The following is a 24,711-nucleotide window of genomic DNA, read 5'->3' as shown; positions in this document are numbered from 1 at the left end:
TAGCTATCTCGTACGAAATGATATCGGAAACTGATTGTAGCATTGCGAAATGATTTGAGCAACACACATTTTTCTGATTACACAAAAACCTGACTGCGATATGCAGTCAGGTTTTGTGTGTTAGAGGAAGTACGCAACATTACGCTTTCCCTTTTATCCAATCATATTAAACTGTAAAATGTCCCATGTCATTTTGCAGTTTTTCAGCAACTTCAGATAGCACCTGTGCGCTTGACGTGATTTCTTGATTGGATGCCAATTGTTCTTCAGTTGCGGCACTCGTCGATTGTGCTTCAGCTGACGCTTGAACGGCTAGCTCCTGTATTTTCTTCGCACCTTCTGCAACACTGTCGGACATTGCACGGATTTGCTCAATCGCTACAGAAACCGTCTGGACTTTTCCACTCACATCACTTGATGCCGTTTCAATCTGATCAAATACTCGACTCGTCTTCTCGGTGATGCCGAGTCCTTCTTTGACTCTGCGCGTTCCATCCTCTGAACTATCAACCGCCAAAGCAACATTTCGGATGACCGTCTCTATCATCCGCTCAATTTCTTCAGCAGACGATTTCGATTGCTCGGCCAAATTACGTACTTCATTCGCAACGACTGCGAATCCTTTGCCCTGTTCTCCTGCACGTGCTGCTTCAATCGCAGCGTTTAAAGCAAGAAGATTCGTTTGCTCGGCGATACCGCTAATCATGCCTGTCACGTTTCGGATATTTTGAGAATGCTCAGCCAAGTCGTTGATAATAGCGGATGACTGTGAGATCGATGAAGAAATAGTGGACATCTGGCTTGTCACTTCGTTCATGAATTCCGCGCCTTCTCCCACAAGACGGGACACTTCAGAAGTAGAAGCAAGCATTGCATCATTATCTTCGGTGATTTGAGCGATGCCATTTGCCATTTCAGCCATCGCCGCGGAAGATTCGTTAACGACATTCACTTGCATATCACTTGCGAGCAAATTCTTCTCTGCAATTTCCGCAACCATTTCAGAAGCAGCAAGGCTCTCTTCTGAACTTGCTGTCAGCTGTTCTGACTGTGCAGCTAGCTGAATAGCGGCATCCCTAGTTTCAGTAATCACATTCCGTAAATCTACTGACATTTCATTGAATGCATCCGCCATTTCACCGATTTCATCTTTGTTCTTAATGTTTAACGGCTCTATTGCAATGTTTCCTTTCGCAATATGTTCTAGCGCTTCTGTCATCAATCCAACAGGCTTAGTAATCGTTCTGCTAATTAATGAAGCGATCAGGATGCTCAAAAGGACACTCAACAAAGTGACGCCCAACATAAAAATACCTGTCCATTTTAATGATGAAGCCACTTCATTTTTTGTTACTTCCATTTGACCACGCTGGAAATCGATCAGATCTTTCGCCAATTTCGTGATTTCTATCTGATATTTTTCAGCTTTTCTTGCAGATTCGACCGCTTCGTCATCTTTAGCATTGTTAAATGAACTGATTGCGGATTCTGTGTGCTCTGCATATTTGACGGAAGCAGCTTGAATTCCTTCCAATAAAGCACGGCTTTCTTCACTATGTAAAGAGGAATCTAAAACAGCCAACTTTTCATTGAAAGATTCTAATTGAGTTCTTCGGTTTTTCAAATATGACAATTCTTTATATAGTAGATAGCCCCGCATGTCATTAGATAGTTCGTTTTGGTTGGTTGATAGCTGTTCAAGCAGGATGACTTTCTCCATTCTGTCATCCATTAAATATTCATACTTTTCACTTATTCGAGGGATTGACATATAGTTCAATACTCCGGCAATCACCATGAGTATAACTAACGATAAAAATCCACCCCACAATTTCTTTTGCACTGAAAATCTCATGTTAATCCTCCTAAGATGTAGACCATTTCATATTATAGGCTAGTAAACTCTATACGTATAGGATTTCTTAGGAAGTCGTGAAAAATGAGCTATTAGCACCTGATTTAAAACTGTTTATAAAAAGAGACACTGACCAGGAGTCTTTATACCTAAACACTGAAAATAGTTTATTTACCCGAGGATGATTTTTTCAGCTTTCGTACGAAGCTAGCAATAAATCACTTTCCATTTTCCTTCTTCTTCTTTAATGCGTATTCCAATGAGACCTTTACGCATGAATTCCTGCTGTTGAAGTATATCGTCCATATCCACAGTGAATTCTGGAGCTTCCGTTTTTTCAGTGCCTTTAAGATCTTTTAGAAAGGTATACCTGATTAGGCCGCCATACTTCTCTTTCAATGAAATAATATACATACCAAGCGAAAACTTGTCTTTTAAACTGGCAATATTAAAAGGAGCTACTGTTGCAACAATATAGCGATGCCGGCTTCTGTCGATTTGTTTCATCAATACATTTCCGAGAATCCTTTGTAAACTATGCCCCCGATAATCAGGATGTACATTCGAAACTTCGGAATAAAGTACTGAAGACAGTTCGGATTCCGCAAGTCCCGCATCCCACCCTAAATGGTCTTCATCGATTTCCGGCTCAAGCATTGCACGGAAAGCAATTAGTTTAGCAGCATCATATGCACCAATCATCAGGCCGTTTCCTTGCAGTATAAAAAGAAATTCTTCTTCAGAGAGCGGTTGAAGAAACGTACGATCCGTTAAAGAATCGATTACACTTTCTTGCAACTCCATGATTGACGATATATCCTGTTCATCCATCTTCCTGATTGTAACCGACTTGCCAGTATTCAAAGTTATGTCTGTATTCATTTTGTCACCTTTGCGGAAAACACCGTAAGTCTATTTAGAATTTCTTCATCTACTTCAACGCCAAGTCCCGGTTCTTCATTCAGACGGATGAAAGGTACGTTGTACTCTAAGTTGCCGATATCTTCACTAAATTTTAGTGGTCCGGTCAATTCGACACTTGTCATAATCTTCTTTGAGAATGCAACATGGAATCCAGCCGCCGAACCGACCGATGATTCTACCATCGAGCCTACTTGACATTCGATTCCCGCCATTTCAGCCATATGAGCAAGCTTCATCGCTGGATAGATACCGCCGCATTTCATCAATTTGATATTGACTTTGTCAGCTGCTCGTTTAGAAATAATTTCTCGCATTTCACGCACGCCCCGTAGACCCTCATCGATCATGACAGGTACGGATGTCTTCGATTTAATTTCCACCATCGCATCTATATCATCGGCTTTCACAGGTTGTTCAATCCAATCGAGATCGCAACTGTCCAGTTTTCGCAAAGCTTGTAAAGTTGCAGAACTGTTTACCCATCCTTGATTGACATCAACTCGGATGGCTATGGATTCACCAACACGTTCCCGCACAGCTTGAATCCTTTTCACATCTTCTGCTATATCCGTACCGACTTTCATCTTCAAGGAGCGGTATCCTTCTTCGATTCGCTGCTGTGCTTCATTCGCCATATGCTCAGGCGTCGCGATGCTCAACACATGTGTGATTGGAAATTCGTCATGATAACGTCCTCCGAGCATTGTATAGACCGGGACGCTTAATGCCTTACCTACAACATCATAACAAGCGATATCTAATGCAGCTTTCGCTGACGGGACTGCGTAGATTTCGGCATCCATTTTAGCGTGGACTTTCTCCATTTGCGTCGGGTCCATACCGATAAGGGCCGGAGCAAGTGTGTTTTTCAGGATGGCAAACGTACTTTCCCAACTTTCTCCTGTCACATGCTCATCCGCAACTGCTTCACCGTAACCGGTATGCCCGCTGTCTGTCTTCAATTTCACGATAATGGACGGCATATAATTGTAGGATGCATAACTAATGACAAACGGTTCGTGCAATGGCAAGTGGATCGCAAAAATTTCAATTTCAGTGATTTTCATCTATGTACTTCCTTTCTAGTTGCAAATGTCTACAGTTATTCTAACACCTCGAATTCATCACTGCTACGTTAGCAAGGAAACCGGCTAAAGCAAGTGCTGTATTGCAAGATCTATGGTATGATTTACAGTATTTAGCTTCAACTTAAGGAGTTGGCTTTTGTGACAAAACAACATAAAAAAGAGTCTTTCAGGAGTTTACTACAACGCTATTTTTTCATTATGGTCGGGGCTACACTTGCAGCAGTTGCATTAGAGCTTTTTCTTATTCCCAATTCAGTCATTGACGGCGGAATTATCGGTATATCCCTCATCCTGAATTTCATGACAGGCATACCGTTCGGGATTCTTATACTGGTCATTAACTTGCCTTTTTTGTTTTTCGGCTATAAACATATCGGGAAAAACTTTTTCATCTCTTCATCTGTTGCCATTGTTTTATTAGCAGTCATTGAATTCCCTTTGAAATCCGTCGGTCCTTTTGTTACAGACCCTCTACTTGCAACTGTATTCGGTGGCCTTATTCTGGGGGCCGGGGTCGGACTCGTTATACGTAATGGAGGTGCACTGGACGGGACAGAAATACTCGGTATTTTACTAACAAGAAGAATTCCTTTTTCAGTAGGTGAATTCGTCATGTTTTTCAATATTTTCATATTTGGTTGGGCTGGTTTTGTACTCTCATGGGAGAAGGCAATGTACTCAATTCTAACCTATTATATAGCTTCTAAAGCAATTGATATTATTATCCAAGGTCTAGAAGATACGAAAGCGGTCATTATCGTTTCGGATGAATATGTAGAATTGAGCGCAGCCATTACCCAACGGCTTGGCAGAAATGTTACATTATTGCACGGCAAGGGCGGATACAATGAAAATGAAAAAGATGTCATTTATGTCGTCATAACCCGATTAGAAATCTCCAAACTAAAACAGATTGTGCGTGAGTTCGATCCAACCGCGTTCGTGACTATAACCAATATACAGGAAACGCACGGAACAAACTTTAAATCAGCGATTCATTGATTGAAATTGAAAGCTTGGGTTAGATTTGGATTGGTCAAGCGGTTCCCCTGACAACTTGAGCGGTTTTGCACATAGGTTGAGCGGATTTCCTACTAACTTGAGCGGTTTTGCACATAGGTTGAGCGGATTTCCCTTAACTTGAGCGGTTTTCCACACAGGTTGAGCGGATTTCCCTTAACTTGAGCGGTTTTGCGCATAGGTTGAGCGGATTTCCTACTAACTTGAGCGGTTTTTCACATAGGTTGAGCGGATTTACCTTAACTTGAGCGGTTCTGCACACAGGTTGAGCGGATTTCCTACTAACTTGAGCGGTTTTCCACATAGGTTGAGCGGATTTCCTACTAACTTGAGCGGTTTTGCACATAGGTCGTATAAGTGTCGCGGACAGTATAAGCTTCTACCAGACATCCACTCGCGCTAAATGCTTTTGACAAATTAATCTTGATTAAAAAAACGGCAAGAGGAACCCTTCCCTCTCGCCGTTTTTGTTAGAATGGAAATAGTAATGGTATGGCAATCATCATGACGATGAACATGATGAATTGTAATGGGACACCGATTTTCACGAAGTCCTTGAATTGATAGTTTCCTGCTGTCATGACTAAAGCATTCGTTGGTGATGCGACAGGTGTTGAGAAGGCCATACTTGCGCCTACTGCTACAGCAATAAGAAATGGATATGGACTTACACCGATGCTAATTGCGGCACTCAACCCGATTGGGGCAAATAAAACCGCAGTTGCTGTGTTACTGATGAATTGACCAAATAGCATCGTTAAGAAAAAAATACCTGCCAACACACCAAGCGGCCCGACGCCCCCCAGTACTTGGATAATCCCTTCCGACAACAACTGCATGCCTCCAGTGTTTTCGAGTGCCGTCGCCATCGGCAGCATCGCACCTATTAAAATGATACTTTCCCAGTTAATCTGTCCATAAGCATCATCCATATTTCTAACGCAACCTGTCAAAATCATAAGTGCCGCGCCAATCAATACCGAAATGACCGCGGGGAATACTTCAAGCACCATTAATCCGACGACCAATAGCATGATGATTCCCGCAATGGCTGCTTTTCCACTTGCCGCCGCCATACTGGCATGTTCTTTCGGTTGGCCGATAACAACGACATTCCGCGTCTCCTTCGCAAGCATTTCGATGGAATCCCATGAGCCTTGGACAAGCAAGGCATCGCCAAACTTCAATTTTTGCTTGGACATATCTTTCGCAACATATTCGCCTTGACGGTTAATGCCTAAAATATTCACGTTGTATTTTTCACGGAAGCTAATGCTTCTTAATGTTTCATTGATGAAGCTGGAATGTGGCGTGAGCAGCACTTCCGCTATCCCCATTTGTTTAGACACCAATTGCCCTGCTTCCGATTCCCCATCCTCCACCTGCAATTCGTAATCGTCCATAAATCTCTGAAGATTAACGCCTGAGCCTTGGATGTACAAAAGGTCTTTTGCCTGAATAACAGTCGTAGGTCCAGCCATTTCCTGATACGTCATCGGTAATAAATTCAAGCCTTCCGTAGACTTCCTACTAATTTTCAATATGCACAATTGATACGTTGCCGGTATTTTCAATTGCGCCAACCGTTTTCCTACTAAATCAGATTCTACAGGAACTTTCACTTGGAATAAGTTATCCCCCAACTGATAATCACTGACCAGCTGTTTAATTGACAGCTTCTGATGATCGCTTGAACTTGATGATTTCTTTCCTTTAGGGAGTAATGTATTGCGCACCGCGTACAAGTAAATTATACCGACAATGACACCGATGATGCCAATCGGCGTAATCTGAAAAAAACTCAATCGCTCAAACCCATTGTCTACAAGTTGCTGGCTAATAATTAGATTGGGAGGTGATGCGATTAACGTAAGCAATCCTGAAAAACTAGCCATATACGATAATGGAATTAAATACTTTGTTGGACTACTGTTTATACTGATTGCGATGCTAATGACAATTGGCAACATGAGTGCGACGGTTCCCGTATTGCTCATGAATGCACCGACAGACGCAACAATGACGAGCAAGAGAATGAACAACCTTTTTTCACTGTCACCTGAATAGCGTAACAAAAGCGTACCGGCCATTTGTGCAAGTCCTGTTCGGAAGATGCCCGCTCCAATGATAAAGAGCGCTGCAATCATAATAACGACCGAATTGGAAAAGCCAGACAGTGCTTCGGCCGGAGACAGAATTCCCGTCAGAACAAATGACAGTAATGCGAGCATTGCAACAAGATCGGCACGCAATTTATTGGTCATGAATAAGACAATCGTAATCCCTAAAATGATAAAAGTGAGCGTTAGTTGCACGGCAATAATTCCCTTCAATGATATCGTTATCCTAATTGTAGTATAGACAGAAAAAAAGTGCTTTATTGATAAGCACTTTTTTGTGACTGTTTTCATTTGATTGTACTAGTTAGGCATAATACTTTTCATAATATTCAACTGTTCCAAGTGGTCCGATTTTCATTTCGCTGTCGTTATCTATGAGCATACGCTCAATCCACTTTGTCTGTTCCGCTATGTTAATTCCAGCAAAAGGGAGACATAAAAGCCGCTCCGCAATAAAGATATGTCCTTCTGGTAAAGTAACGTCCTTACATAACTTTTCATATTCGTCCAAATTCATTTCAAGCTTCAGATATGTTTCATTGTCGTTCGTAAATCGCAGTTCGTGGACAATCTTACCTGCTTTTAAGAAAATGACACGATCTGCATATAAATCGAGGTTTTCCAACAAATGAGAAGCAACAAAAATCAATTTGTCTCTCTTCATCTCTAACAGACATTCCGAAATGAGCGCGACATTATCAACATCCAATCCATTCATCACTTCATCCATGAGCATGACGGGTGTATCCGCCGCCATCATCATTGCAAAACAGAGGCGTTGACGCATTCCGAGTGAATAGGTCCGAACTTTACGTTTTACATAATGTCCCATTTGTAACCGTTCAATAATAGCCGTGACATTTTTTGTCGAGCCGTTCCACATATTTGCATACAACTTCAAATGGTCTATGCCCGATAATTCTTCAAACAGATCTTTTTGTTCAGGAAAAGTTGCTAATTTTTTATGAATAATCAATTCTTCTTTTTCATTCTTATATGTATATTTCCCATCAAAAAGCACTTTACCTGAATCCGGCCGCACGAAATTCGCAATGACATTGAACATGGTAGTCTTACCTGTTCCGTTTGGTGCAGCAACGCCAATGATTTCCCCAATTTTTGCTGTGAAATCCAAATCGTCCAAAATAACTCTGTCGCCATAAGAGATTTTTACATTTGTTAACGTAAGCATCATTTCCCCTACTTCCTATACAATTCCAAATTTCTGATCTTTTCGACTATACTCTTATTATAGTAGATTGGTTTCCACTATTCAACAGTCGTCGTTTTCATATATACTACGGATAATCCCTTACGATATCATGCGCGATAGGAGCAAGATGCTATGAGTCTATTATTAATCATTTTTCCTGTGTTTTTCATTTTTGCAATCGGATTCATCGGACAGAAACTGATCGGCTTCGATATCAAATCTATTTCAACAGCTGCTCTTTATTTAATGTCGCCTTTTCTGGCTTTCCGCACTTTTTACAGCAATCCTTTAACTTGGGACTATTTCTACATAATTCTTTTCAGCTTACTACTTTCGTTCATCTTATTTGTGATCATCTGGATCATCGCCAAAGTGATGAAGGCTACGCGTTCCGAACGTTCTGCGATGATTTTAGGAGGGGTCTTCATGAACAGCGGGAACTACGGAGCCCCGGTCGTACTTTTTGCTTTAGGCTCCATCGGTTTTGATTATGCTGTTATCATGATGGTCTTTCAATCACTGCTTATGAATTCCTTTGGTATATTCTTCGCTTCGATCGGCGGTTCAGAAAAAGCGACGTGGCGTGATGCTCTTCAACGCGTTGTCCGTATGCCACTCATTTACGCAGCAGCCCTCGGACTCTTTTTCCAAGTATTTCATTTGACTCTTCCTTCTTCATTAATGGAAGGAATTAGTCTAATTGCGGATGCTTCAATTCCGACAGTGATGCTCGTTCTTGGAATGCAGCTGGCAGTGATGGCCAGAAAAAAAGTTAACTATTGCTATGTGACTGCAGTATCCATTATACGTATGGTTGCTTCACCGATTATCGCTTTGCTTATTTTATTATTTCTTCCGGTGAACGACTTGTTGAAGAGCGTCTTGATTATTCAAGCCGCCATGCCGGCGGCCGCCAATACAACGATTTTCGCGTTGCAATTTAATACTGAACCGGATCTCGTTTCATTCACCACATTTATCACGACACTCACGAGCATCATTACGATACCAATCGTTCTTTTTTTAGTCGGTGTCTGAGCTAATTTGCGATGTAACAGAAAGGCTGTTTTCGCAAAGTTTGTTGTTTTTAAAGGTATTGAATAAATTGTTAGAAAAGATATATAATAAGAAGATGGAGCTTAAAGGAAATAATATTAAACAAACGGAAACGGTTTGTTCAGAGGAGGGTTTAAATGAAAAATAAGGTTATAACTATCGCTGTTATTGTGACTATTGCCATAACTTTAGTTGTTGTTTTCACTAGAAATACAGGGGATTCTATGGAACGTTTATTCTCAGAGGAAGAAATTACTTATAAAAACATTGAGAGTATAGAATTGATTGAATACAAAACAAATAAACAAAAAGTGACAGACGAAAAGGATTTTATAAAACAACTTTCTTCTGTCCTGGAGAATTTAAAATCAAATAATATAACGACGACTTCCGTTGATATTGACGAAGAACCACTCTATATCATGCATATTAAAAATGTCGGGTATTATCCGAGTGGCGGGATTATCATCTTCAACCATCAAGTAAAATATGAAGGCAGAACCCAAACTTTGACCTCCGAAGAATCATCAACACTCATTAAACTTATAGAAGATGAAATCCAAGAAGAAAATCATTAAGGAATGGACCACCTTTAAGTATTTGAGGTGGTTTCTATATTGCTTTCAGCATTTCTACTGTTATGCTGTTCGATTTTTGACACGCTGAAATAAGCATTTGCTCAACTCGTTTTTCAAATGCCAAGTCTTTCCCCTTATCAAGCCATCGGAACCAGTAAAGGTAATTATCCAGATACTTTGTCGCAACGCCTTGAAATCGTTCCATCCAAGTCTTTAAGCGATTATGGAAGTTATTGACGTGTTGAATGTGATAGATGCCTTTCTTAACACGCTGTTTTTGTCGTTCATTGACCGTTTCGTGTTGCAACCCTTTTATTCTTGCGAATTTCTTATAATTAGTTGCGGTATCAGTACATAACAAGGCAGACGGGTGAATATACTCACCTATCACTGTGTCAATTTCTTCGGCTCTTACGCGACCTGTACCTGCTTTCCGAGCAATCACACTACCATTGCGGTCTTGTGCCACTACAACAGCAATTTTTAGGTTAGAAATACCTCTTTTCGTGTCTTTCTCTCCACGTTTCTTGGCTTTTCTATGAGTGACTTGTCTACCTTTCATAGATTCACGAAAAAAGGTTTCATCACTTTCAACGATACCTAACAATTGGTTAAATCCAAGACTGCCTAATGCGTTCAAGATTTTATGTCTCCAATAGAATGCGGTAGAAATATGAATGTTTAACCTTTCAGCGATTTTCGGTAGCGTGTGTCCTTCTACCATTAATTCAATGTACTTCACCCATTTTGCGGGATAGCGTGAACCTGAAAATGGCGTATTGGTCATATCATTGAAAGATTTCCCGCAATCATTACAGAGATAACGTTGTCTTGAACGATATTTGCCGTTCCGTTTAACCGATGTGCTTCCACAATGAACACAACCCAAACCAGAAGCGAATCGGGCTTCACGAATGCTTTTGAGTAGTTTTGTAATTTTATCTGGCTCATCAGGAAACAAGTCCTGTTTCATCGCTTCAAACAATGCTATTTGCTCCGATTTTGGTAATTCGCTGAAGTCCTCATATATATCCAACCACATAGTAGAACGCCTCCTAACCGCATTATGCCAACCTTGTAAAAGTCTGGTCAAGAAAGCAACAATCTATACGAAAACAGCCAACAGAAAAAAGCGATCACGGCTGTCTTTTCAGACAATCGTGATCGCTTTTTCATTAGGATGCTACGGCAACCTTGTTTTTGTCGTTCTTGTCTTTCGTTTTCAATTGGATAAGGAGCAGTACAGTAAACAAAGACAAACCAATGATATCCGTTAATGTCTCTGGATAAATTAATAGTAAACCCGTACCGGCAATTATCACCCGTTCAATCCAATTACACTTTCGATACCAGAACCCGATCATCCCGGCCCCTATAGCAATCATTCCTACAATTGCGGTGAAGGTGACCCAGATAATCTCGAACAACGACGAGTCAATCATGAGCAATGCTGGATTGAAGACGAACATATAAGGAATGATGAACGCCGCAATCGCGAGCTTTGCTGAAGTGAAACCTGTTTTGATCGGATCCCCACCGGATATTCCGGATGCCGCGAATGCTGCTAGAGCGACTGGCGGCGTAATGTCCGCAATGATTCCAAAATAGAATACGAACATGTGAGCAGATATTGCCACTACGACAGGAACTGCTACACCAGGCCCCATTTCTCCACCCATCAATAATAAGATAATTGCAGGTGCGGCAATCGTTGATGTGATGACATAGTTTGCCGTTGTCGGCGAACCCATTCCTAATATAATCGCTGCAAGCATCGTGAAGATTAACGTTAAGAGAATATTTCCGCCTGCTGCTGAAACGAGTCCGTTCGCTAGGCTTAGTCCAAGACCCGTCTTCACGACGACACCGACGATAATACCAGCACAAGCTGTTGCAGCTGCTACGGCTAATGCAGTTCGTGCTCCATCTACAAGCGCCATAATAATATCTTTGAAACCAAGTCTCGTCGATTTATCAAAGAAGCTGACAACCAATGTTAAGACGATACCTAAAAGTGCAGCTTTCATTGTTGGAATACCGAACAACAAGAAGAGAATAATTCCCAGAATCGGCAACAGCAAGTAAATCTTTTTCAATGTAGCTTTACGGTCCGGAATTTGATCAGGTGACATTCCCTGAAGTCCGACGCGTTTTGCTTCAAAGTGTGTCATGATCCAAATTCCAGTGAAATATAGCAAAGCAGGAATTGCAGCAGCTTTGGCTATTTCCCAGTAGGTGACTCCACCAATGAATTCAACCATCAGGAAAGCGGCAGCTCCCATAATCGGAGGCATGATTTGTCCGCCCGTTGAAGCAGCAGCCTCCACCCCTCCCGCAAACTCTTTACGGTATCCTAGTTTTTTCATCATCGGAATCGTATAAGAACCTGAACCGACAACGTTTGCAACTGAACTTCCTGAAATCGTTCCTTGCAATGCACTTGAGAAAATGGCAACCTTAGCGGGCCCTCCCGTTAGTCGGCCGGCAAGAACAATCGCCAAGTCGTTGAAGTAATTACCGACTCCTGTCTTCACAAGGAAGGCACCGAAAAGCAGGAAGACAAAGATGAAAGTCGCAGACACACTAATCGGTGTTCCTAAGATTCCATCTGTTGTAAAGAACAATAGCTGGATAAGGTTTTTGATATCCTGACCTCGGTGCGCTAAGAAGCCCGGAAAATAGGGCCCGAAGAATGCATACACCAAGAACACAGCAGAAATAATCGTTATCGGTAAACCGACTGCACGTCTAGCGGCTTCAAGTGTTAAGAGTACCGCCAAAATCCCTATAATTAAATCCATTTCCGAGACTCTTCCTACTCGGTAGACCAAATCAGTATAAAACAGCGGCCAATATAAACCGACTGCCACTGAGAGTAGCGACAGAATTACATCGTAAAACGGTACTTTGTTTCGTTTTACGCCAGGCTTCTTAACAGCCGGGAATAATAGGAATATTAAAGACAACGCGAATCCTAAGTGAATGGAACGTTGAATATATGCCGTAAATGGAGTCCCGATAGATGTGTATAACTGGAACAATGAAAATAATAATAATCCAGCAAAGACAATTACTTTAAAAATACCAGATAAATTGCGCGTATTTGATTCAGGATCGTATTTTTGAAGAAGTTCGAGCTGTTGTTCTTCCGTCAGTTGCTCGCCATGGTCAACTTGTGAGTCGATCAAAGATCCTTCATGGTGCTTTTTATTATTAGCCATTCATGTTAACTCCTCTCATTTTTTGAAAGATCGATTGCCGCTCCACTTGGAATGTGTACGACTTTCCTCTTGTCAAATAGTGTTTTAAATCTATTTCCTTACCGTTATATCTAAATGCTAGCTTCGCATCGACATCGCCTACAAACAGAACGAACGAATCGATGACGTTTTGATCATAAGTAAGCGTATACATTCCATTGGTAAAATCTAATGTTTCACCTTCTTCGGCATAACCGGGCAATCCAATTCCAACATCTTCATATTGCATGGAGCGCATACGAACGGCATTATCATCCGTTATCTCGTAGTTTTCAATAACGTCGGTAAGAAATATGGAGTGGACATATCGGATCTGAAATTCCTTTTCATCCTTCAGCTTGACATAAAAGGTTTCCGGATGATCAGATCGATATTCCGTAAAGGTGAACACCTTATGTATGGGCAAGAAAAAATAGGCGAGGCCGATAAGCAGGATAACGAAAAGAACAGGGAGGGGTAGTTTTTTCAAATTCATCCATCATCTCCCTTTCTATTCCGTAATTAAGAATGGGACGGCTAAGGCTAAATGCCTCACCGCCCCGCTTTTCTTATTTCTCTAGTTGCAGAGTCTTATTTTTCGTCAAAGTATTTTTGTGCACCTGGGTGTACTGGAATACCGATTCCATCAAGGCCTGTTTCCTTTTTAATCAATGCGCCTTTCGGGTGTGTCAATTTGCCCGCATTGTCATAAATTGCTTTTGTAATTTTATATGCAAGATCTTCAGGAACATCGTTTTGGATAACTAGCATTGCTCCAACAGAAACTGTCGGTGTTTCTTCAGCGATGCCGTATGTTCCAGCAGGAATTACTTCTTTCGCGTAATACTGATACTTCGCAATCAATTCGTCAGCTTTTTCGTCTGTTACTGGAACGACAAATACTTTAGCATTAGCATTCAAAGCTTCAACAGCCGCTGTAGGTGTACCTGCCGTGATGAATGCTGCATCGATTTGACCTGCTTGTATGCTATCTGTGGATTCACCAAAATCCAAATCTTGAGGTTGGATATCGTCCATCGTCAATCCGTGGATTTCAAGAAGTTGTTCAGCGTTAGCATATGTACCTGAACCAGGTGCTCCAACTGAAACTTTTTTGCCTTTTAGATCTTCAAACGTCTTAATGCCTGATTTTTCAAGTGTAACAAGTTGTACCGTTTCAGGATAAAGTGCACCGATAGCTGATACTGAATCGATCACTTCTCCGTTGAACATCATTTCACCTTTAGACGCATAATATGCGATGTCTGTCTGTACGAAAGCGATTTCAGCACTTCCGTCTTTAAGAGCAGTCATGTTTGCAGCAGATGCTTGTGAAACTTCAGCAGTTGTATTAATGCCTGTTTCCTTACCAATGATGTCAGCCAGTGCTCCACCTAGTGCATAATAAGTTCCTTGTGTTCCACCTGTCAATACAGATAGATAATCGTATTCTTTTTTACTATCAGCTGAATCAGTGCCTTTATCTGCATCGTCTTTGCCACATGCTGATAGAACTAGCAATGCGATCATTGAGACTAGAGCAAGAATGCGGATACTTCTTTTATTCATACAATCGTTCTCCCCTTTTTGCTATATAGTAGTTTTCTAGCTAAAATTCATTCTACCATGAATGCTTATTCATTTGTCAATGTTTCTTACAAATTATCAGTACATTGCAAGCGATTTCAATCACACAAGAAAAAAAGGAAGACGGGTACAGGGTACCCAAATCTCCCATCAGCGTATTATTGTTGGTCCGGCTGTTTGTTTTTTAATTTATATGCTTCTTTATACGTAATGCCCGCTTCTTCAAGATCCCGTTTACGATGCGCCAGCCGCGAAGCAGCACACGATGCGATACTAGCCACAAGATCATCCAAGAATGTATGGACGCCGATTCCTTTTTTCGTATCCAGGTCATTGATAATGCCAATTTTATTTTTATCTAAGTGACCAAATGTTGTGACGGCAATCGAGCCGTATGTGAACACCGCTCCTAGAGCGATTGTTTCATCCACGCCGAACAGACCTTCGTCAGATTCAACAATTTGCTGAAGCGGTGCAGACAATTTACCCTGTTCTGCTAACTCATCCAATTCGATACCAACAAGAATTGCGTGCTGCAGTTCTCTTTTCATTAGGACCTTTTCAATGGAGTCGACACATTCCGCGAGATCAAGCCCTTCATTATAAGGGACTTGCATTTCATAAACAATTTTCGCAATATCTTCAAGCGTCACCCCTCTTCGGGCCAATGCTTCGTGAGTTGCTTTTGTGACAACATCTGAATGAACAATGTTTTTTCCGTTAAACATAAACTTTCTCCTCCTATTCGGCCTATCGCTTATCAACTATACTATGACAGCAATAGGCAAGATGACCATTCTATTGCCCTTATCCTTTCGTACCGGATTACACATATAGAATCGTATTGCGCTTTTAAGCATTATACCTATAGAACACCTTGTGTTACAATCTTCGTACATGAAACATCAAGGAGGAACTAACTCATGGAATATGGAAAAATTGAAGAAGTGAATTTTTATAGTCAAGCACTTGACGAAGACATGCAGTTACTGATTCATCTACCTCACCAATATTCACCCTTATATAAGTACTCTGTGCTAATCGCATCCGACGGAAAAGATTATTTCCAATATGGAAGGATTGGACGAGTGGCAGATGAACTGGTGAACGACGGTGAAATCGATAATATGATCGTCGTTGGCATTCCCTATAAAAGTGTCAGCGAACGCAGAAGAATGTATCATCCGGAAGGCGACCGGCATGAAGCTTATATTCGATTCCTCGCCCATGAACTTGTCCCGTACATTGACGAAAATTATCCAACTTATCAGGTAGGAGCCGGCAGGGGGCTAATTGGCGATTCATTAGCGGCGACAATTTCATTGCTCACCGCTTTAAAATATCCGAATTGTTTTGGTAAGGTAATTCTCCATTCCCCATACGTCGATGATTCAGTCATGGAAAAAGTTGAAGCACTGCAAGACACATCCTCTTTTTCAATCTATCATGTGATCGGCGAAGGTGAAACCGAAGTCAAAACAACGGAAGATGGTATCCGTGATTTCCTTACACCTAACCGACAATTAAATGAATTAATTAAAAGAAAAGGGTTTTCCTACTTCTATGAAGAATTTAAAGGGGACCACACTTGGAAGTATTGGCAACAGGATATCCGACGGGCTATTAAACAATCGTTTCAATATGATTAATGCCAATTCGGACAAAATGCAAATGATTCTGCTATAATTGGCTATATGATGTATGCGTCAAACATTTTACGAGGAGGTCTTTCATTATGAAATACGGTATTGTAGCGTTCCCATCGAAGAAACTTCAAGACTTGGCGAATGGGTACAGAAAACGGTATGACCCACATTATGCGCTAATCACGCCACACATGACGGTGAAAAGCGTTTTTGAAGCGAACGATAAAGAAATCGAGCATGTAGCATCTGCTATACGTGAAGTTACTAACAAAAACAAACCTTTTGAACTGCAAGTATCAAAAGTAAGCACTTTTGCACCTATTACGAATACAATTTTCTTTAAAGTGACACCCAATGAAGATTTACTTGCACTTCATAAAGACTTGAATGAAGATTTCTTTGGAGCTCCATCTGAATTCTCTTTTGTTCCACATATTACGATTGCACAAAAACTGAATTCGGGAGAGCATGACGATATCATCGGTCAATTGAAGATGATTGGTGTGGATCATACCGAAATCATCGATCGCATCCACCTTCTCTATCAACTTGAGGACGGTTCTTGGACAGTTTATGAAACGTTCCGCCTTGACGAGGATAATTGAAGTTGATTGATGTAAAAATCGCCCGCTCAGACATTGAGCGGGATGATGCATTTTATGTGAGAACGAAAGTGTTTGTTGAGGAGCAAGGTGTGCCAATTAGTTTGGAAATTGATGAATTTGATAAGTCTGCCAAACATTTCATCGTTTACGATGATGAGCAGCCCATCGGTGCTGGACGTATCCGTGAAATCGATACAGGTATTGCAAAAGTTGAACGAGTTTGTATTTTACAAGAGTACCGCGGTCAGCATCTTGGCTTTTTGATAATGAATGCGCTTGAAAAAGATGCTGAGTCATCTGGTATGACTAAAATCGTACTCAATGCTCAATCGTATGCGATTCCCTTTTATGAAAAACTTGGATATACGGTTAATTCACCGGAGTTCATGGATGCAGATATTCCGCATCGGGCTATGGTAAAAGAAATTAATTCTTAATCAACAATAAAAAAGCAGATGTGAATCCGGTTTTCCGGTTACACATCTGCTTTTTCATACTGTCTGTGAGCTTAGGCGTATTCATTTACTGCAAGCCCTTTTCCTACTACGATGGAAATCTCAGGCGACAAATTCGCCGGGTTCGGGTAGATGAATCCTTTCAAGTAGGGAGGGCGGGGATTTTCAGTTATCATTTCCCGCTCCTCAGCTGCCTGTTCTCGCTCATCGTTCATCGAATCCTTAAATTGCCCAAGGACTTCAGTGTCAAAATCAACTTTTTCCACACGGTCAATATAAGCGAAGCGATTATTAACTTGATTAAGACGGTTTGCATACATTTCAGATTGAATTGGTTGGATTGGTAATAGATAACCCATTTCCCACACCTCTTTTCACATTTTTAGATACTTACTATATGGATATACCCTTATTTGTAGAATGCGAAACATTAATTTTCAATTGTTTGTTAGTTTCATAGTTAAAGCAATGATTTATAGTTCAGCGAGGCGCATTCTGTAAGTATAATTTCAAGTGACTGCGATTTCACTGACGCAATTTATTTTGATAGTTTCTGCAAATTTGGATTCTGTTAGCAATCTATGTAGCAAGATTCGATTTTTCATATAAAAAAAGCGGCTGCGTAGTAGTATGCAGCCGCTTTTGTTTCGTCTAGCTACGAAAGGCAGTTGCTCGGGTCATAAGCAAAGTTGCTACGTGGCAAAAACCGCCACTTCGCAACTTCGACTTATGCCTGTCGCAGCTAGACGCCTTTCTTCGCTTTTGGTCCGGCTAGCTATGGGCGCCAGCCTCTCGAGTCGCTTCACACTTGAAAGAAAAGACAAAAAGCGTCTTTTTTTCAAGTGCTCCAGCGCTTGTCGAGGCTGAACGGTGCCCTTCGCTTTTGTTCATCTAGCTACGAAAGGCAGCTGCTCGGGTCGTTTCAGAATTGAAGTAAAGGCAAAGGGCGCCTTTATTTCAATTCTTCCAACGCCTGTCGCAGCTAGACGCCTTTCTTCGCTTTCGTTAGTTCCCCATCATTTTTTGGATGTCGGCCATATTAACGGAGCTTCCGTTTTTGACTATGGAGTTGACTAGGTCATCTTCGACGTGTTGGGGGACGTTTTTGTTTGCTAGTTTTCCTACTTTACGGACGATTTTTCGGACTTGACGTTCGTCGTTGAAGTTGGCGTGTTGGATTGCATTCGCGAGTGCGAATACTTCTTCCATGGGAACGCCGGTCTTGGATTCTATTTTTTTAAAAAAAGAGTCGTTCATATTGTCATTCCTCCCTCATTATACAAAGGTTGCGCCCACAATGATTAGCAATATGAAGAGGACGACGATCAGTACAAATGTGGAACCGCCATATGAGCTTCTTCCATAACCGCCGCATCCGCCGCCGTATCCGCCGCCATAACCTCCGCCACAGCCGCCGTAAGCGTTGTATCCACCGAACATAAAAATCCCTCCTTCCCTTCCATCTATCGTATGCAGATAGTTGGAGGATGGAGGGGGCGTTTGCACATTTTTTTATACGTCGCCTTTTGGTTTGAATAAGATTGCGGCAATAAAAGCGAACAAGATGGCTGCACTGATACCTGAGCTTGTCACTTCGAACATTCCGGTGAGGACTCCGATGAGACCATGTTTTTCAGCCTCGGCTAATGCACCATGGGTTAATGCATTGCCGAAAGAGGTGATGGGTATCGTTGCGCCTGTTCCAGCAAAGTCGATTAGTGGTTCATAAAGACCGATTCCATCGAGGACAGAGCCAATGACAACCAATGTGCACAACGTATGTGCAGGTGTCAATTTGGCCACGTCAAACATCAATTGACCAATGACACAGATCAGTCCTCCTACTACGAACGCAGTTATATATATCGAAAACATTCACACCACTCATTTCATCGTTAGTTCTATCGCATGTGCAATGGAAGGGATTGTGTCGCCTTGTTGGAATGATAGCTGTGACAATAAAGCACCTGTTGCTATGAGAAGCACCCTTTTGTATTCACGTGATAGCATTTTCGTATAGACTTCAGATAAATAAACTGCAGAAGAGCAACCCGCGCCGCTCGCTCCAGCCATGAAATCAGGGTTTTTTCCATAGAACTCCATACCTGCATCGCTGAAATTATCCAAATTGGTTATCCCCTGGTTTTGAATGAGCTTACTAAAAATCGCAAAACCATTTTTCCCTAGATCTCCGGTCATGATGCAATCGTAATCACTTGCTTGCTTTCCATGCCCTTCTAGATGCCTTTTTAATGTATCCGCTGCAGCGGGTGCCATTGCCGCACCCATATTGAGAGGATCTGTCATCCCCATATCAATCGCTTTACCAATCGTGCCACATACAATAGAAGGAACCCCTTTTTTATATGGTGTAATTGTGGCGATACCTGCTGCTGTAACGGTCCATTGAGCCGTGTCCGCTTTTTGTGCTCCGTATTCGATAGGATAACGGAATTGCCTTTCAATCGAATTATGTTGACTTGCAGCCCCTGCTACAGCGAGATTGGACATTCCTGACTCGGTTAGTAATGCGGCAAGCAACCACGACGAAACCGATGTAGCACATGCTGAAAAGAGCCCTATATAAGGTATGCCCATAGTAGTCGCCGAGAAATTCGAAGGTGTCATCTGGTTGACAAGATCGCCGACAAGTAAAAAATCAGCATCACTTGGTACTTTCCCGATTTTACTCAACGCGATCATACAAGCATCTTCTATCAATTTCGCATGTCCGTGTTCATTCGTCTTCTCGTCACATCTTTCATCCTCATAAATTTTGTCAAAATGGATATGAAAAGGGCTTTTCATTTCTAAAGGCCCCGCGGTCACACCCGTTGTTGCGATGGCAGGAAGGGAAGGAAACGTTAACAAGCCTGTCTTCACCATGAAACAACGCCAAGTTTCACTAGAATTGTCTTAATAAGAGCGACAAGAAAAGCCGAAAAGACGCCGAACAGAATGACCGAACCGGCAAGCTTGAACATATTGCCACCTACACCAAGCACATAGCCTTCCGATTTATGTTCAATAGCAGCGGAAATGACCGCATTTCCAAAACCCGTTATCGGTACCGCACCACCCGCACCACCAAATTGACCAATTCTTTTGTATAACCCGAAACCCGTCAACAACATAGATAAGAAAATCATTGTTGCCACCGTCGGATTGCTAGCAGTTCGTTCAGTAAAGTCGAAGAAAGTCATATAAAACACCGCTATGAATTGTGCGATCAGACAAATCGTTCCGCCAGTGAGAAATGCTCTGATGACGTTTTTAAGTATAGGTGTAGGGGGCGTAATTCCTTGTTCGATTTTCGCATATTTTTTTTTATCCATTAGGTCTCTTCCTCCACCAAATCAATTAGCTCATGTATATCTTCTTTGACGTTTTCATCCTCTTTTTCAAGCATTAATTTTGTCGTTTCTGTTAGTATTTTACTGTCTGCTGATACGAGTATGGATAAATCAGGATATACTTCCTTCAAGGATTTTTCCAATTCGGTAGCAATTTTTCGTTTATTGAATCTAGAAAAAGTCTTGACTCGGATACCCGCAATCAGATGGTCTTCATAGAATAATGCCGCAGCTCCCTTTATGCGATTATCATCTTTTATCAATTCCTCTGCTTGGCTGCTATTTAAATCGGTACGATTGTCGATTCTGAATTCATTAGGGACACATCCCGCAAGCAATAAGACCAGACTAAGAATAAGCAGTAAATGACGTATAATGAACATCCCCTTTTTTTAACAGTATGCCAATGCCACTTGTTTTTTATTCATATCGTGATGTTTGCCCTAGACCTAATACAACAGACGCATAAAGTATAAGGAGTTGAGAAAAGGAGGTGGAATGAATGGGATGTGGAAGAAATGACGACGTCGGCAGTGCACGCCACAACGATAACTGTATTTGTGAAGTGGTGCGTGCCATTAAGCGTGTGCAAGATATCAGAGATGATCTTGATTGCGACGATTGTAAAACCGATTGTTTCCTTACTCCGCTCGGTAGCCTGGTAAGTCCTACTAGACAACGTGCGAACACACGTGTATTCATGTTGATGAATGAAAAAGGCGATCCATTCAAAGCAATGTTCAAAAGAAATAGAAGGTTTGCCGAAGAGGCGGAAGCAACTTCGACGGACCAAAGTCATAGGGACTGTGCGACATGTTTCTCAGTTTTCTTCAGAGTACAAAGAATCTTTGACAATTGCTGTGCAACATTGCAAGTTCTTGAACCACTTGATGCAAGAGGACGTAGAGTTGACCTCTTCAAAGGCGGGAAATTAGACCTTGATGCAGTATGTCTCGTAGAAAGATTTGCTGCAACTGGTGCTTGTGTAACGGTGGATCTGACGTGTTTCTGTGGAATCCAATGTGTGAAAGACGTTTTCATCGATTGCGACGAAGACTGACCGCATGACCTGTAATGCTTAATTTGCCCGACCGGCTAGACTGGTCGGGCATTTTCCTGTACGTTTTGGTACAAAAAAGACAGGACAACTTTCTGTCCTGTCTTGCTTATGTTTGATCGAATGATTGACCTCTCCACAACACATCTTCAATTTTCTCGATGTCCACTTCAGTCACTTCATCATCCAACTCTATCCAGATTGTCGAATCCTGAACCTTTTGAATATCACCTTTTACCGTTTTCCCTTCAACAATAAATTGAAGCGGGTGATAAGCTTGTTTTTGAAATGGACGACTTAAATAATCAATCTTTTGTCGAATGGCCGAATTCGTTCCAACTGCTACCGTTTCCAATTCATTGACGGAGGATGGATGAACTTCAAGCGTCTCTTTCTCTGTATGATGATTGATGATAAATACCGACGTACTCTCTTCCTCAACCATTTTCACCTTCACAAAAACAGGTGGCCCTTGCACAAACAGTAACGGATGTGGATAGGAAATAGTTTCTCCCCCTTTTTCCGTAGTATATGCGCCTAAAGGGACCGAAGTGCATTCCATCCATCTACAGGCTGCTAAGGAACGTAGTCGCAAGACCAAGATAGATGATGATACTGATGAGGTCATTTAGTGTCGTAATGAATGGTCCAGAGGCAACGGCAGGGTCAATTTTCATCTTATGCATGAACAACGGGATGAACGATCCTGAAATTGTTGCAACAAAAATGGAGACTAAAATAGCTGCTCCAACCAATAAGGCAATGATAAATTCATGCTTCCAAACGAAGATGAGACCTACCACAAAAACAGCACATACAATTCCTGTAATCAATCCTGTTCCTGCTTCACGTAGCAGTAGCTTGAACTTGCTCTCATCTTCAATATCGCGTGTTGCAATACCACGGACAGCAACCGCCAGCGCTTGTGTTCCACTGTTTCCGGCTGTACCGGCAATCAACGGGATGAAAGCAGCAAGTAGTGCAACTTGTGAAATTGTATCTGTGAACAAGTCAATCAAATTTGCCGTAAGCATACCTAGTACTAATAAAATGAGCAGCCAAGGAATCCTTTTCTTTGCAGCCGATAATGATGTCTTATCAAACGAGTCCATATTTGAAACAGCGGCAAGTTTAGAATAGTCATCGGAGGCTTCTTCATCGATGACGTCGAGAATGTCATCGACTGTAATAATTCCAAGCATATGGTGCTGGAAATCGACAACGGGTACTGCCAGTAAGTTGTAATCTTGTGTTGTACGTGCAACATCTTCCTGGTCATCTGAAACGAATACACTGACAACGCGGTCGTTCATAATCGACTGGATCAGTGTGTCTTCATCAGTAATGATCAAATCACGAAGTGAAACGACACCTGTCAAATGGTTGTCTTCATCAACGACAAAAATGTAGTAAATTGTTTCAGCAGCCGGCGCTTCATTGCGAAGAATCGTCATAGCCGATCGAACTGTGGAATTCTGTGGTATTGAAACATATTCCGTTGTCATGATGGAACCAGCTGTATATTCTTCGTAATGCAAGAGTGCTTTGATTTGCGCTGCCGAATCTTTATTCATAAGGGTCAAATAGCTGGCGATATGAAGTTTATCAAGTTCTTTCAGGACATCTACCGCGTTATCGACGAACATGTATGAAATCATATCTGCCGCATACGTCGTGTCCATCTCCTGAAGGAACTGTTTATACTCGCTTTCATCTATTTCACTTGTTTCAAAAATCTCAGCCAGCTCTTTTGGAGATAGATAGAAATACATTGTTTTCCGATGGCTAGTATTAACATTTTCATAAAAAATTGCACGGTCATAAGGGTGAAGACTTAAATATTCTTCACGAAATGCTTTTATATCATTTTTTTCGAGGGAGTCGAGTAATTTTGCTTCATCCACACTATTTTCTTCTCGAAGTTCTTCATTCACTGTCATGGCTACACCTTCCTTTTCAAACCGATATGCATAACTTTTTTCAAGTCGTAAGTGGACCATGCCATCGACGTTGCTTAGTCAGTTAGCAGAAACTACTCTTTTCTAATTGGTATTCTTCTTTTATCAATGCCACTATATCTGCAGGAAATCCACTATCAAATTGCATTTGTTTATTTGTGAGAGGATGTACGAATCCAATCGACGAACAATGCAATGCTTGTCTGTCCAGCAACTTCTGCGAGCCGCCATATAAATCATCGCCTACAAGAGGATTGCCGAGCCACTGCATATGCACCCGAATCTGGTGTGTACGACCTGTGTGAAGCTTGACGGACAGTGCGGCATAGTGTGTATCCTGTTGTTTGAACATGCCTGTCACTTCAATATCCGTCCTTGCATATTGACCATCTGCTCTTACCGTCCGTTCAATTATACTTCCGTCTTTCCGACCGATTGGCTGCTCGATAACAAGCTGTTCAATCGCCAGTTCCCCTTCGACTAGTGCCATATATCGTCGGTTAAAACCTGCCGTTTTCATCTGTTCACTTAACAGATGGTGGATATGGCGGTTTTTTGCGATACATATAAGCCCTGATGTGTCCCGGTCTAGTCGAGTCACAACATGAACGGTAGACGGAACGCGTTCCACATTGAATTTGCCTGCTACAAAATTTGCGACTGTGCCTGCCGGCTGATCCCTTGATGGAATCGTCCCTTGCCCCGCAGGTTTATCAATAATTAACAAGGCTTCGTCTTCATAGATGATCGTGAGCGGACCGGTTTCTGGTGTAAGCCCCTCGCTCACCTGTTCAATCGGGAAATGGACTGTGACGATATCGCCTGTTTTTAACGTATGCCGAACGGTCTGTTCTACGCCGTTGACGAGTAATTTCCCACCGTCATATTTGACGGCCGTCAATGTCCTTTTTGAAATACCTTTCATTTGCAGGAAATCCCTTAGTAACATCATCTGTC

The 24,711-nt window shown here is 41.7% G+C and carries 27 protein-coding genes; 7 read left to right on the top strand and 20 right to left on the bottom strand.

The annotated features are described in order from the left end of the window. Positions 1-166: 166 nt before the first annotated feature. The 3 genes from QWT69_RS04855 to QWT69_RS04845 form a co-directional block, all read right to left on the bottom strand. A complete protein-coding gene (locus QWT69_RS04855; RefSeq protein WP_317969532.1) occupies positions 167-1,855 on the bottom strand; it encodes a methyl-accepting chemotaxis protein in 1,689 nt (562 codons plus the stop codon). A gap of 207 nt (positions 1,856-2,062) precedes the next feature. Then, complete coding sequence (locus QWT69_RS04850) at positions 2,063-2,737, bottom strand: GNAT family N-acetyltransferase (RefSeq protein WP_317969530.1); 675 nt, start codon at positions 2,735-2,737, stop codon at positions 2,063-2,065. Beyond that, positions 2,734-3,846: a mandelate racemase/muconate lactonizing enzyme family protein gene (locus QWT69_RS04845; RefSeq protein WP_317969528.1), complete on the bottom strand. Its 1,113-nt coding sequence runs from the start codon at positions 3,844-3,846 to the stop codon at positions 2,734-2,736. The genes QWT69_RS04850 and QWT69_RS04845 overlap by 4 nt, the downstream gene beginning before the upstream one ends. 219 nt (positions 3,847-4,065) lie before the next feature. Here QWT69_RS04845 and QWT69_RS04840 point away from each other — a divergent pair, with 219 nt between their 5' ends. Continuing rightward, positions 4,066-4,869: a YitT family protein gene (locus tag QWT69_RS04840; protein WP_317970920.1), complete on the top strand. Its 804-nt coding sequence runs from the start codon at positions 4,066-4,068 to the stop codon at positions 4,867-4,869. 488 nt (positions 4,870-5,357) lie between these two features. Here the strand turns inward: QWT69_RS04840 and QWT69_RS04835 are convergent, their stop codons facing one another. After that, complete coding sequence (locus QWT69_RS04835; RefSeq protein WP_317970918.1) at positions 5,358-7,208, bottom strand: SLC13 family permease; 1,851 nt, start codon at positions 7,206-7,208, stop codon at positions 5,358-5,360. A 103-nt stretch (positions 7,209-7,311) separates the two neighbouring features. After that, the gene (locus QWT69_RS04830) at positions 7,312-8,202 is read right to left on the bottom strand and encodes an ATP-binding cassette domain-containing protein (RefSeq protein ID WP_317969526.1); all 891 of its coding nucleotides are present in this window, start codon (positions 8,200-8,202) and stop codon (positions 7,312-7,314) included. A 150-nt stretch (positions 8,203-8,352) separates the two neighbouring features. On the opposite strand from QWT69_RS04830, the gene QWT69_RS04825 reads away from it, so the two are divergent. Then, a complete protein-coding gene (locus tag QWT69_RS04825) occupies positions 8,353-9,258 on the top strand; it encodes an AEC family transporter (RefSeq protein WP_317969524.1) in 906 nt (301 codons plus the stop codon). Between the two features lie 155 nt (positions 9,259-9,413). Next, a complete protein-coding gene (locus tag QWT69_RS04820) occupies positions 9,414-9,854 on the top strand; it encodes a hypothetical protein (RefSeq protein ID WP_317969523.1) in 441 nt (146 codons plus the stop codon). Positions 9,855-9,888: 34 nt separating this feature from the next. Here QWT69_RS04820 and QWT69_RS04815 read toward each other — a convergent pair whose 3' ends face one another. From QWT69_RS04815 to QWT69_RS04795, 5 genes are all read right to left on the bottom strand, one after another. Next, the gene (locus tag QWT69_RS04815) at positions 9,889-10,896 is read right to left on the bottom strand and encodes an IS1595 family transposase (RefSeq protein ID WP_317969521.1); all 1,008 of its coding nucleotides are present in this window, start codon (positions 10,894-10,896) and stop codon (positions 9,889-9,891) included. Between the two features lie 133 nt (positions 10,897-11,029). Continuing rightward, positions 11,030-13,075 (bottom strand): TRAP transporter permease, encoded by a 2,046-nt coding sequence (locus tag QWT69_RS04810; protein ID WP_317969519.1) that lies wholly within the window; start codon positions 13,073-13,075, stop codon positions 11,030-11,032. Further along, the gene (locus QWT69_RS04805) at positions 13,068-13,589 is read right to left on the bottom strand and encodes a DUF1850 domain-containing protein (RefSeq protein ID WP_317969517.1); all 522 of its coding nucleotides are present in this window, start codon (positions 13,587-13,589) and stop codon (positions 13,068-13,070) included. The genes QWT69_RS04810 and QWT69_RS04805 overlap by 8 nt, the downstream gene beginning before the upstream one ends. Positions 13,590-13,684: 95 nt before the next feature. Further along, on the bottom strand, positions 13,685-14,662 hold the full coding sequence (locus tag QWT69_RS04800; protein ID WP_317969515.1) for a TAXI family TRAP transporter solute-binding subunit: 978 nt from the start codon (positions 14,660-14,662) through the stop codon (positions 13,685-13,687). Positions 14,663-14,838: 176 nt separating this feature from the next. Beyond that, positions 14,839-15,408, bottom strand: coding sequence for a phosphatidylglycerophosphatase A family protein (locus QWT69_RS04795; RefSeq protein ID WP_317969512.1), 570 nt, complete (start codon positions 15,406-15,408; stop codon positions 14,839-14,841). Positions 15,409-15,603: 195 nt separating this feature from the next. Between QWT69_RS04795 and QWT69_RS04790 the strand changes: the two genes are divergently transcribed. The 3 genes from QWT69_RS04790 to QWT69_RS04780 all read left to right on the top strand — a co-directional run bounded on the left by QWT69_RS04790 (position 15,604) and on the right by QWT69_RS04780 (position 17,368). Further along, positions 15,604-16,329 (top strand): alpha/beta hydrolase, encoded by a 726-nt coding sequence (locus QWT69_RS04790; protein WP_317969510.1) that lies wholly within the window; start codon positions 15,604-15,606, stop codon positions 16,327-16,329. An 86-nt stretch (positions 16,330-16,415) separates the two neighbouring features. Further along, positions 16,416-16,931, top strand: coding sequence for a YjcG family protein (locus QWT69_RS04785; protein ID WP_317969508.1), 516 nt, complete (start codon positions 16,416-16,418; stop codon positions 16,929-16,931). Positions 16,932-16,933: 2 nt separating this feature from the next. Then, positions 16,934-17,368 (top strand): GNAT family N-acetyltransferase, encoded by a 435-nt coding sequence (locus QWT69_RS04780; RefSeq protein WP_317969506.1) that lies wholly within the window; start codon positions 16,934-16,936, stop codon positions 17,366-17,368. A gap of 71 nt (positions 17,369-17,439) precedes the next feature. On the opposite strand, the gene QWT69_RS04775 is transcribed toward QWT69_RS04780, so the two are convergent. The 7 genes from QWT69_RS04775 to QWT69_RS04745 form a co-directional block, all read right to left on the bottom strand. Next, positions 17,440-17,745 carry a hypothetical protein gene (locus QWT69_RS04775; RefSeq protein WP_317969504.1) on the bottom strand — a complete coding sequence of 102 codons (306 nt, stop codon included), beginning with the start codon at positions 17,743-17,745 and terminating at the stop codon, positions 17,440-17,442. A 646-nt stretch (positions 17,746-18,391) separates the two neighbouring features. Then, entirely contained in the window at positions 18,392-18,643 is a 252-nt protein-coding gene (locus QWT69_RS04770; protein WP_317969502.1) for a stage VI sporulation protein F, read from the bottom strand. Positions 18,644-18,661: 18 nt separating this feature from the next. Further along, entirely contained in the window at positions 18,662-18,826 is a 165-nt protein-coding gene (locus QWT69_RS04765; protein WP_317969500.1) for a YjcZ family sporulation protein, read from the bottom strand. A 72-nt stretch (positions 18,827-18,898) separates the two neighbouring features. Further along, entirely contained in the window at positions 18,899-19,261 is a 363-nt protein-coding gene (gene spoVAE, locus QWT69_RS04760; RefSeq protein WP_317969498.1) for a stage V sporulation protein AE, read from the bottom strand. A gap of 9 nt (positions 19,262-19,270) precedes the next feature. Further along, the gene (locus QWT69_RS04755; RefSeq protein WP_317969496.1) at positions 19,271-20,272 is read right to left on the bottom strand and encodes a stage V sporulation protein AD; all 1,002 of its coding nucleotides are present in this window, start codon (positions 20,270-20,272) and stop codon (positions 19,271-19,273) included. Then, positions 20,266-20,721: a stage V sporulation protein AC gene (gene spoVAC / locus QWT69_RS04750; RefSeq protein WP_317969494.1), complete on the bottom strand. Its 456-nt coding sequence runs from the start codon at positions 20,719-20,721 to the stop codon at positions 20,266-20,268. Before spoVAC ends, QWT69_RS04755 begins: the two co-directional genes overlap by 7 nt. Further along, positions 20,721-21,122: a hypothetical protein gene (locus QWT69_RS04745; protein ID WP_317969492.1), complete on the bottom strand. Its 402-nt coding sequence runs from the start codon at positions 21,120-21,122 to the stop codon at positions 20,721-20,723. Before QWT69_RS04745 ends, spoVAC begins: the two co-directional genes overlap by 1 nt. Before the next feature lie 119 nt (positions 21,123-21,241). Here QWT69_RS04745 and QWT69_RS04740 point away from each other — a divergent pair, with 119 nt between their 5' ends. After that, entirely contained in the window at positions 21,242-21,799 is a 558-nt protein-coding gene (locus QWT69_RS04740) for a CotY/CotZ family spore coat protein (protein WP_317969490.1), read from the top strand. A 106-nt stretch (positions 21,800-21,905) separates the two neighbouring features. Here QWT69_RS04740 and QWT69_RS04735 read toward each other — a convergent pair whose 3' ends face one another. The 3 genes from QWT69_RS04735 to QWT69_RS04725 form a co-directional block, all read right to left on the bottom strand. Next, a complete protein-coding gene (locus QWT69_RS04735; protein WP_317969488.1) occupies positions 21,906-22,358 on the bottom strand; it encodes a hypothetical protein in 453 nt (150 codons plus the stop codon). Positions 22,359-22,362: 4 nt separating this feature from the next. Further along, complete coding sequence (mgtE, locus tag QWT69_RS04730) at positions 22,363-23,736, bottom strand: magnesium transporter (protein WP_317969486.1); 1,374 nt, start codon at positions 23,734-23,736, stop codon at positions 22,363-22,365. An 82-nt stretch (positions 23,737-23,818) separates the two neighbouring features. Further along, on the bottom strand, positions 23,819-24,706 hold the full coding sequence (locus QWT69_RS04725; protein ID WP_317969484.1) for an RluA family pseudouridine synthase: 888 nt from the start codon (positions 24,704-24,706) through the stop codon (positions 23,819-23,821). Positions 24,707-24,711: the final 5 nt, after the last annotated feature.

It is taken from the genome of Sporosarcina oncorhynchi (genome assembly GCF_033304615.1).
Lineage (GTDB): Bacteria > Bacillota > Bacilli > Bacillales_A > Planococcaceae > Sporosarcina > Sporosarcina oncorhynchi.
Note: the sequence above shows the minus strand (reverse complement) of the source record. Positions and strands in the feature narration are given on the sequence as shown.

Excerpts from the sequence above, each read along its gene's own strand:
- QWT69_RS04855 (WP_317969532.1), bottom strand. The coding sequence starts at position 1,855 with ATGAGATTTTCAGTGCAAAAGAAATTGTGGGGTGGATTTTTATCGTTA.
- QWT69_RS04850 (WP_317969530.1), bottom strand. The coding sequence starts at position 2,737 with ATGAATACAGACATAACTTTGAATACTGGCAAGTCGGTTACAATCAGG.
- QWT69_RS04845 (WP_317969528.1), bottom strand. The coding sequence starts at position 3,846 with ATGAAAATCACTGAAATTGAAATTTTTGCGATCCACTTGCCATTGCAC.
- QWT69_RS04840 (WP_317970920.1), top strand. The coding sequence starts at position 4,066 with ATGGTCGGGGCTACACTTGCAGCAGTTGCATTAGAGCTTTTTCTTATT.
- QWT69_RS04830 (WP_317969526.1), bottom strand. The coding sequence starts at position 8,202 with ATGATGCTTACGTTAACAAATGTAAAAATCTCTTATGGCGACAGAGTT.
- QWT69_RS04825 (WP_317969524.1), top strand. The coding sequence starts at position 8,353 with ATGAGTCTATTATTAATCATTTTTCCTGTGTTTTTCATTTTTGCAATC.
- QWT69_RS04820 (WP_317969523.1), top strand. The coding sequence starts at position 9,414 with ATGAAAAATAAGGTTATAACTATCGCTGTTATTGTGACTATTGCCATA.
- QWT69_RS04815 (WP_317969521.1), bottom strand. The coding sequence starts at position 10,896 with ATGTGGTTGGATATATATGAGGACTTCAGCGAATTACCAAAATCGGAG.
- QWT69_RS04810 (WP_317969519.1), bottom strand. The coding sequence starts at position 13,075 with ATGGCTAATAATAAAAAGCACCATGAAGGATCTTTGATCGACTCACAA.
- QWT69_RS04805 (WP_317969517.1), bottom strand. The coding sequence starts at position 13,589 with ATGAATTTGAAAAAACTACCCCTCCCTGTTCTTTTCGTTATCCTGCTT.
- QWT69_RS04800 (WP_317969515.1), bottom strand. The coding sequence starts at position 14,662 with ATGAATAAAAGAAGTATCCGCATTCTTGCTCTAGTCTCAATGATCGCA.
- QWT69_RS04795 (WP_317969512.1), bottom strand. The coding sequence starts at position 15,408 with ATGTTTAACGGAAAAAACATTGTTCATTCAGATGTTGTCACAAAAGCA.
- QWT69_RS04790 (WP_317969510.1), top strand. The coding sequence starts at position 15,604 with ATGGAATATGGAAAAATTGAAGAAGTGAATTTTTATAGTCAAGCACTT.
- QWT69_RS04785 (WP_317969508.1), top strand. The coding sequence starts at position 16,416 with ATGAAATACGGTATTGTAGCGTTCCCATCGAAGAAACTTCAAGACTTG.
- QWT69_RS04775 (WP_317969504.1), bottom strand. The coding sequence starts at position 17,745 with ATGGGTTATCTATTACCAATCCAACCAATTCAATCTGAAATGTATGCA.
- QWT69_RS04770 (WP_317969502.1), bottom strand. The coding sequence starts at position 18,643 with ATGAACGACTCTTTTTTTAAAAAAATAGAATCCAAGACCGGCGTTCCC.
- QWT69_RS04765 (WP_317969500.1), bottom strand. The coding sequence starts at position 18,826 with ATGTTCGGTGGATACAACGCTTACGGCGGCTGTGGCGGAGGTTATGGC.
- spoVAE (WP_317969498.1), bottom strand. The coding sequence starts at position 19,261 with ATGTTTTCGATATATATAACTGCGTTCGTAGTAGGAGGACTGATCTGT.
- QWT69_RS04755 (WP_317969496.1), bottom strand. The coding sequence starts at position 20,272 with ATGGTGAAGACAGGCTTGTTAACGTTTCCTTCCCTTCCTGCCATCGCA.
- spoVAC (WP_317969494.1), bottom strand. The coding sequence starts at position 20,721 with ATGGATAAAAAAAAATATGCGAAAATCGAACAAGGAATTACGCCCCCT.
- QWT69_RS04745 (WP_317969492.1), bottom strand. The coding sequence starts at position 21,122 with ATGTTCATTATACGTCATTTACTGCTTATTCTTAGTCTGGTCTTATTG.
- QWT69_RS04740 (WP_317969490.1), top strand. The coding sequence starts at position 21,242 with ATGGGATGTGGAAGAAATGACGACGTCGGCAGTGCACGCCACAACGAT.
- QWT69_RS04735 (WP_317969488.1), bottom strand. The coding sequence starts at position 22,358 with ATGGAATGCACTTCGGTCCCTTTAGGCGCATATACTACGGAAAAAGGG.
- mgtE (WP_317969486.1), bottom strand. The coding sequence starts at position 23,736 with ATGACAGTGAATGAAGAACTTCGAGAAGAAAATAGTGTGGATGAAGCA.
- QWT69_RS04725 (WP_317969484.1), bottom strand. The coding sequence starts at position 24,706 with ATGATGTTACTAAGGGATTTCCTGCAAATGAAAGGTATTTCAAAAAGG.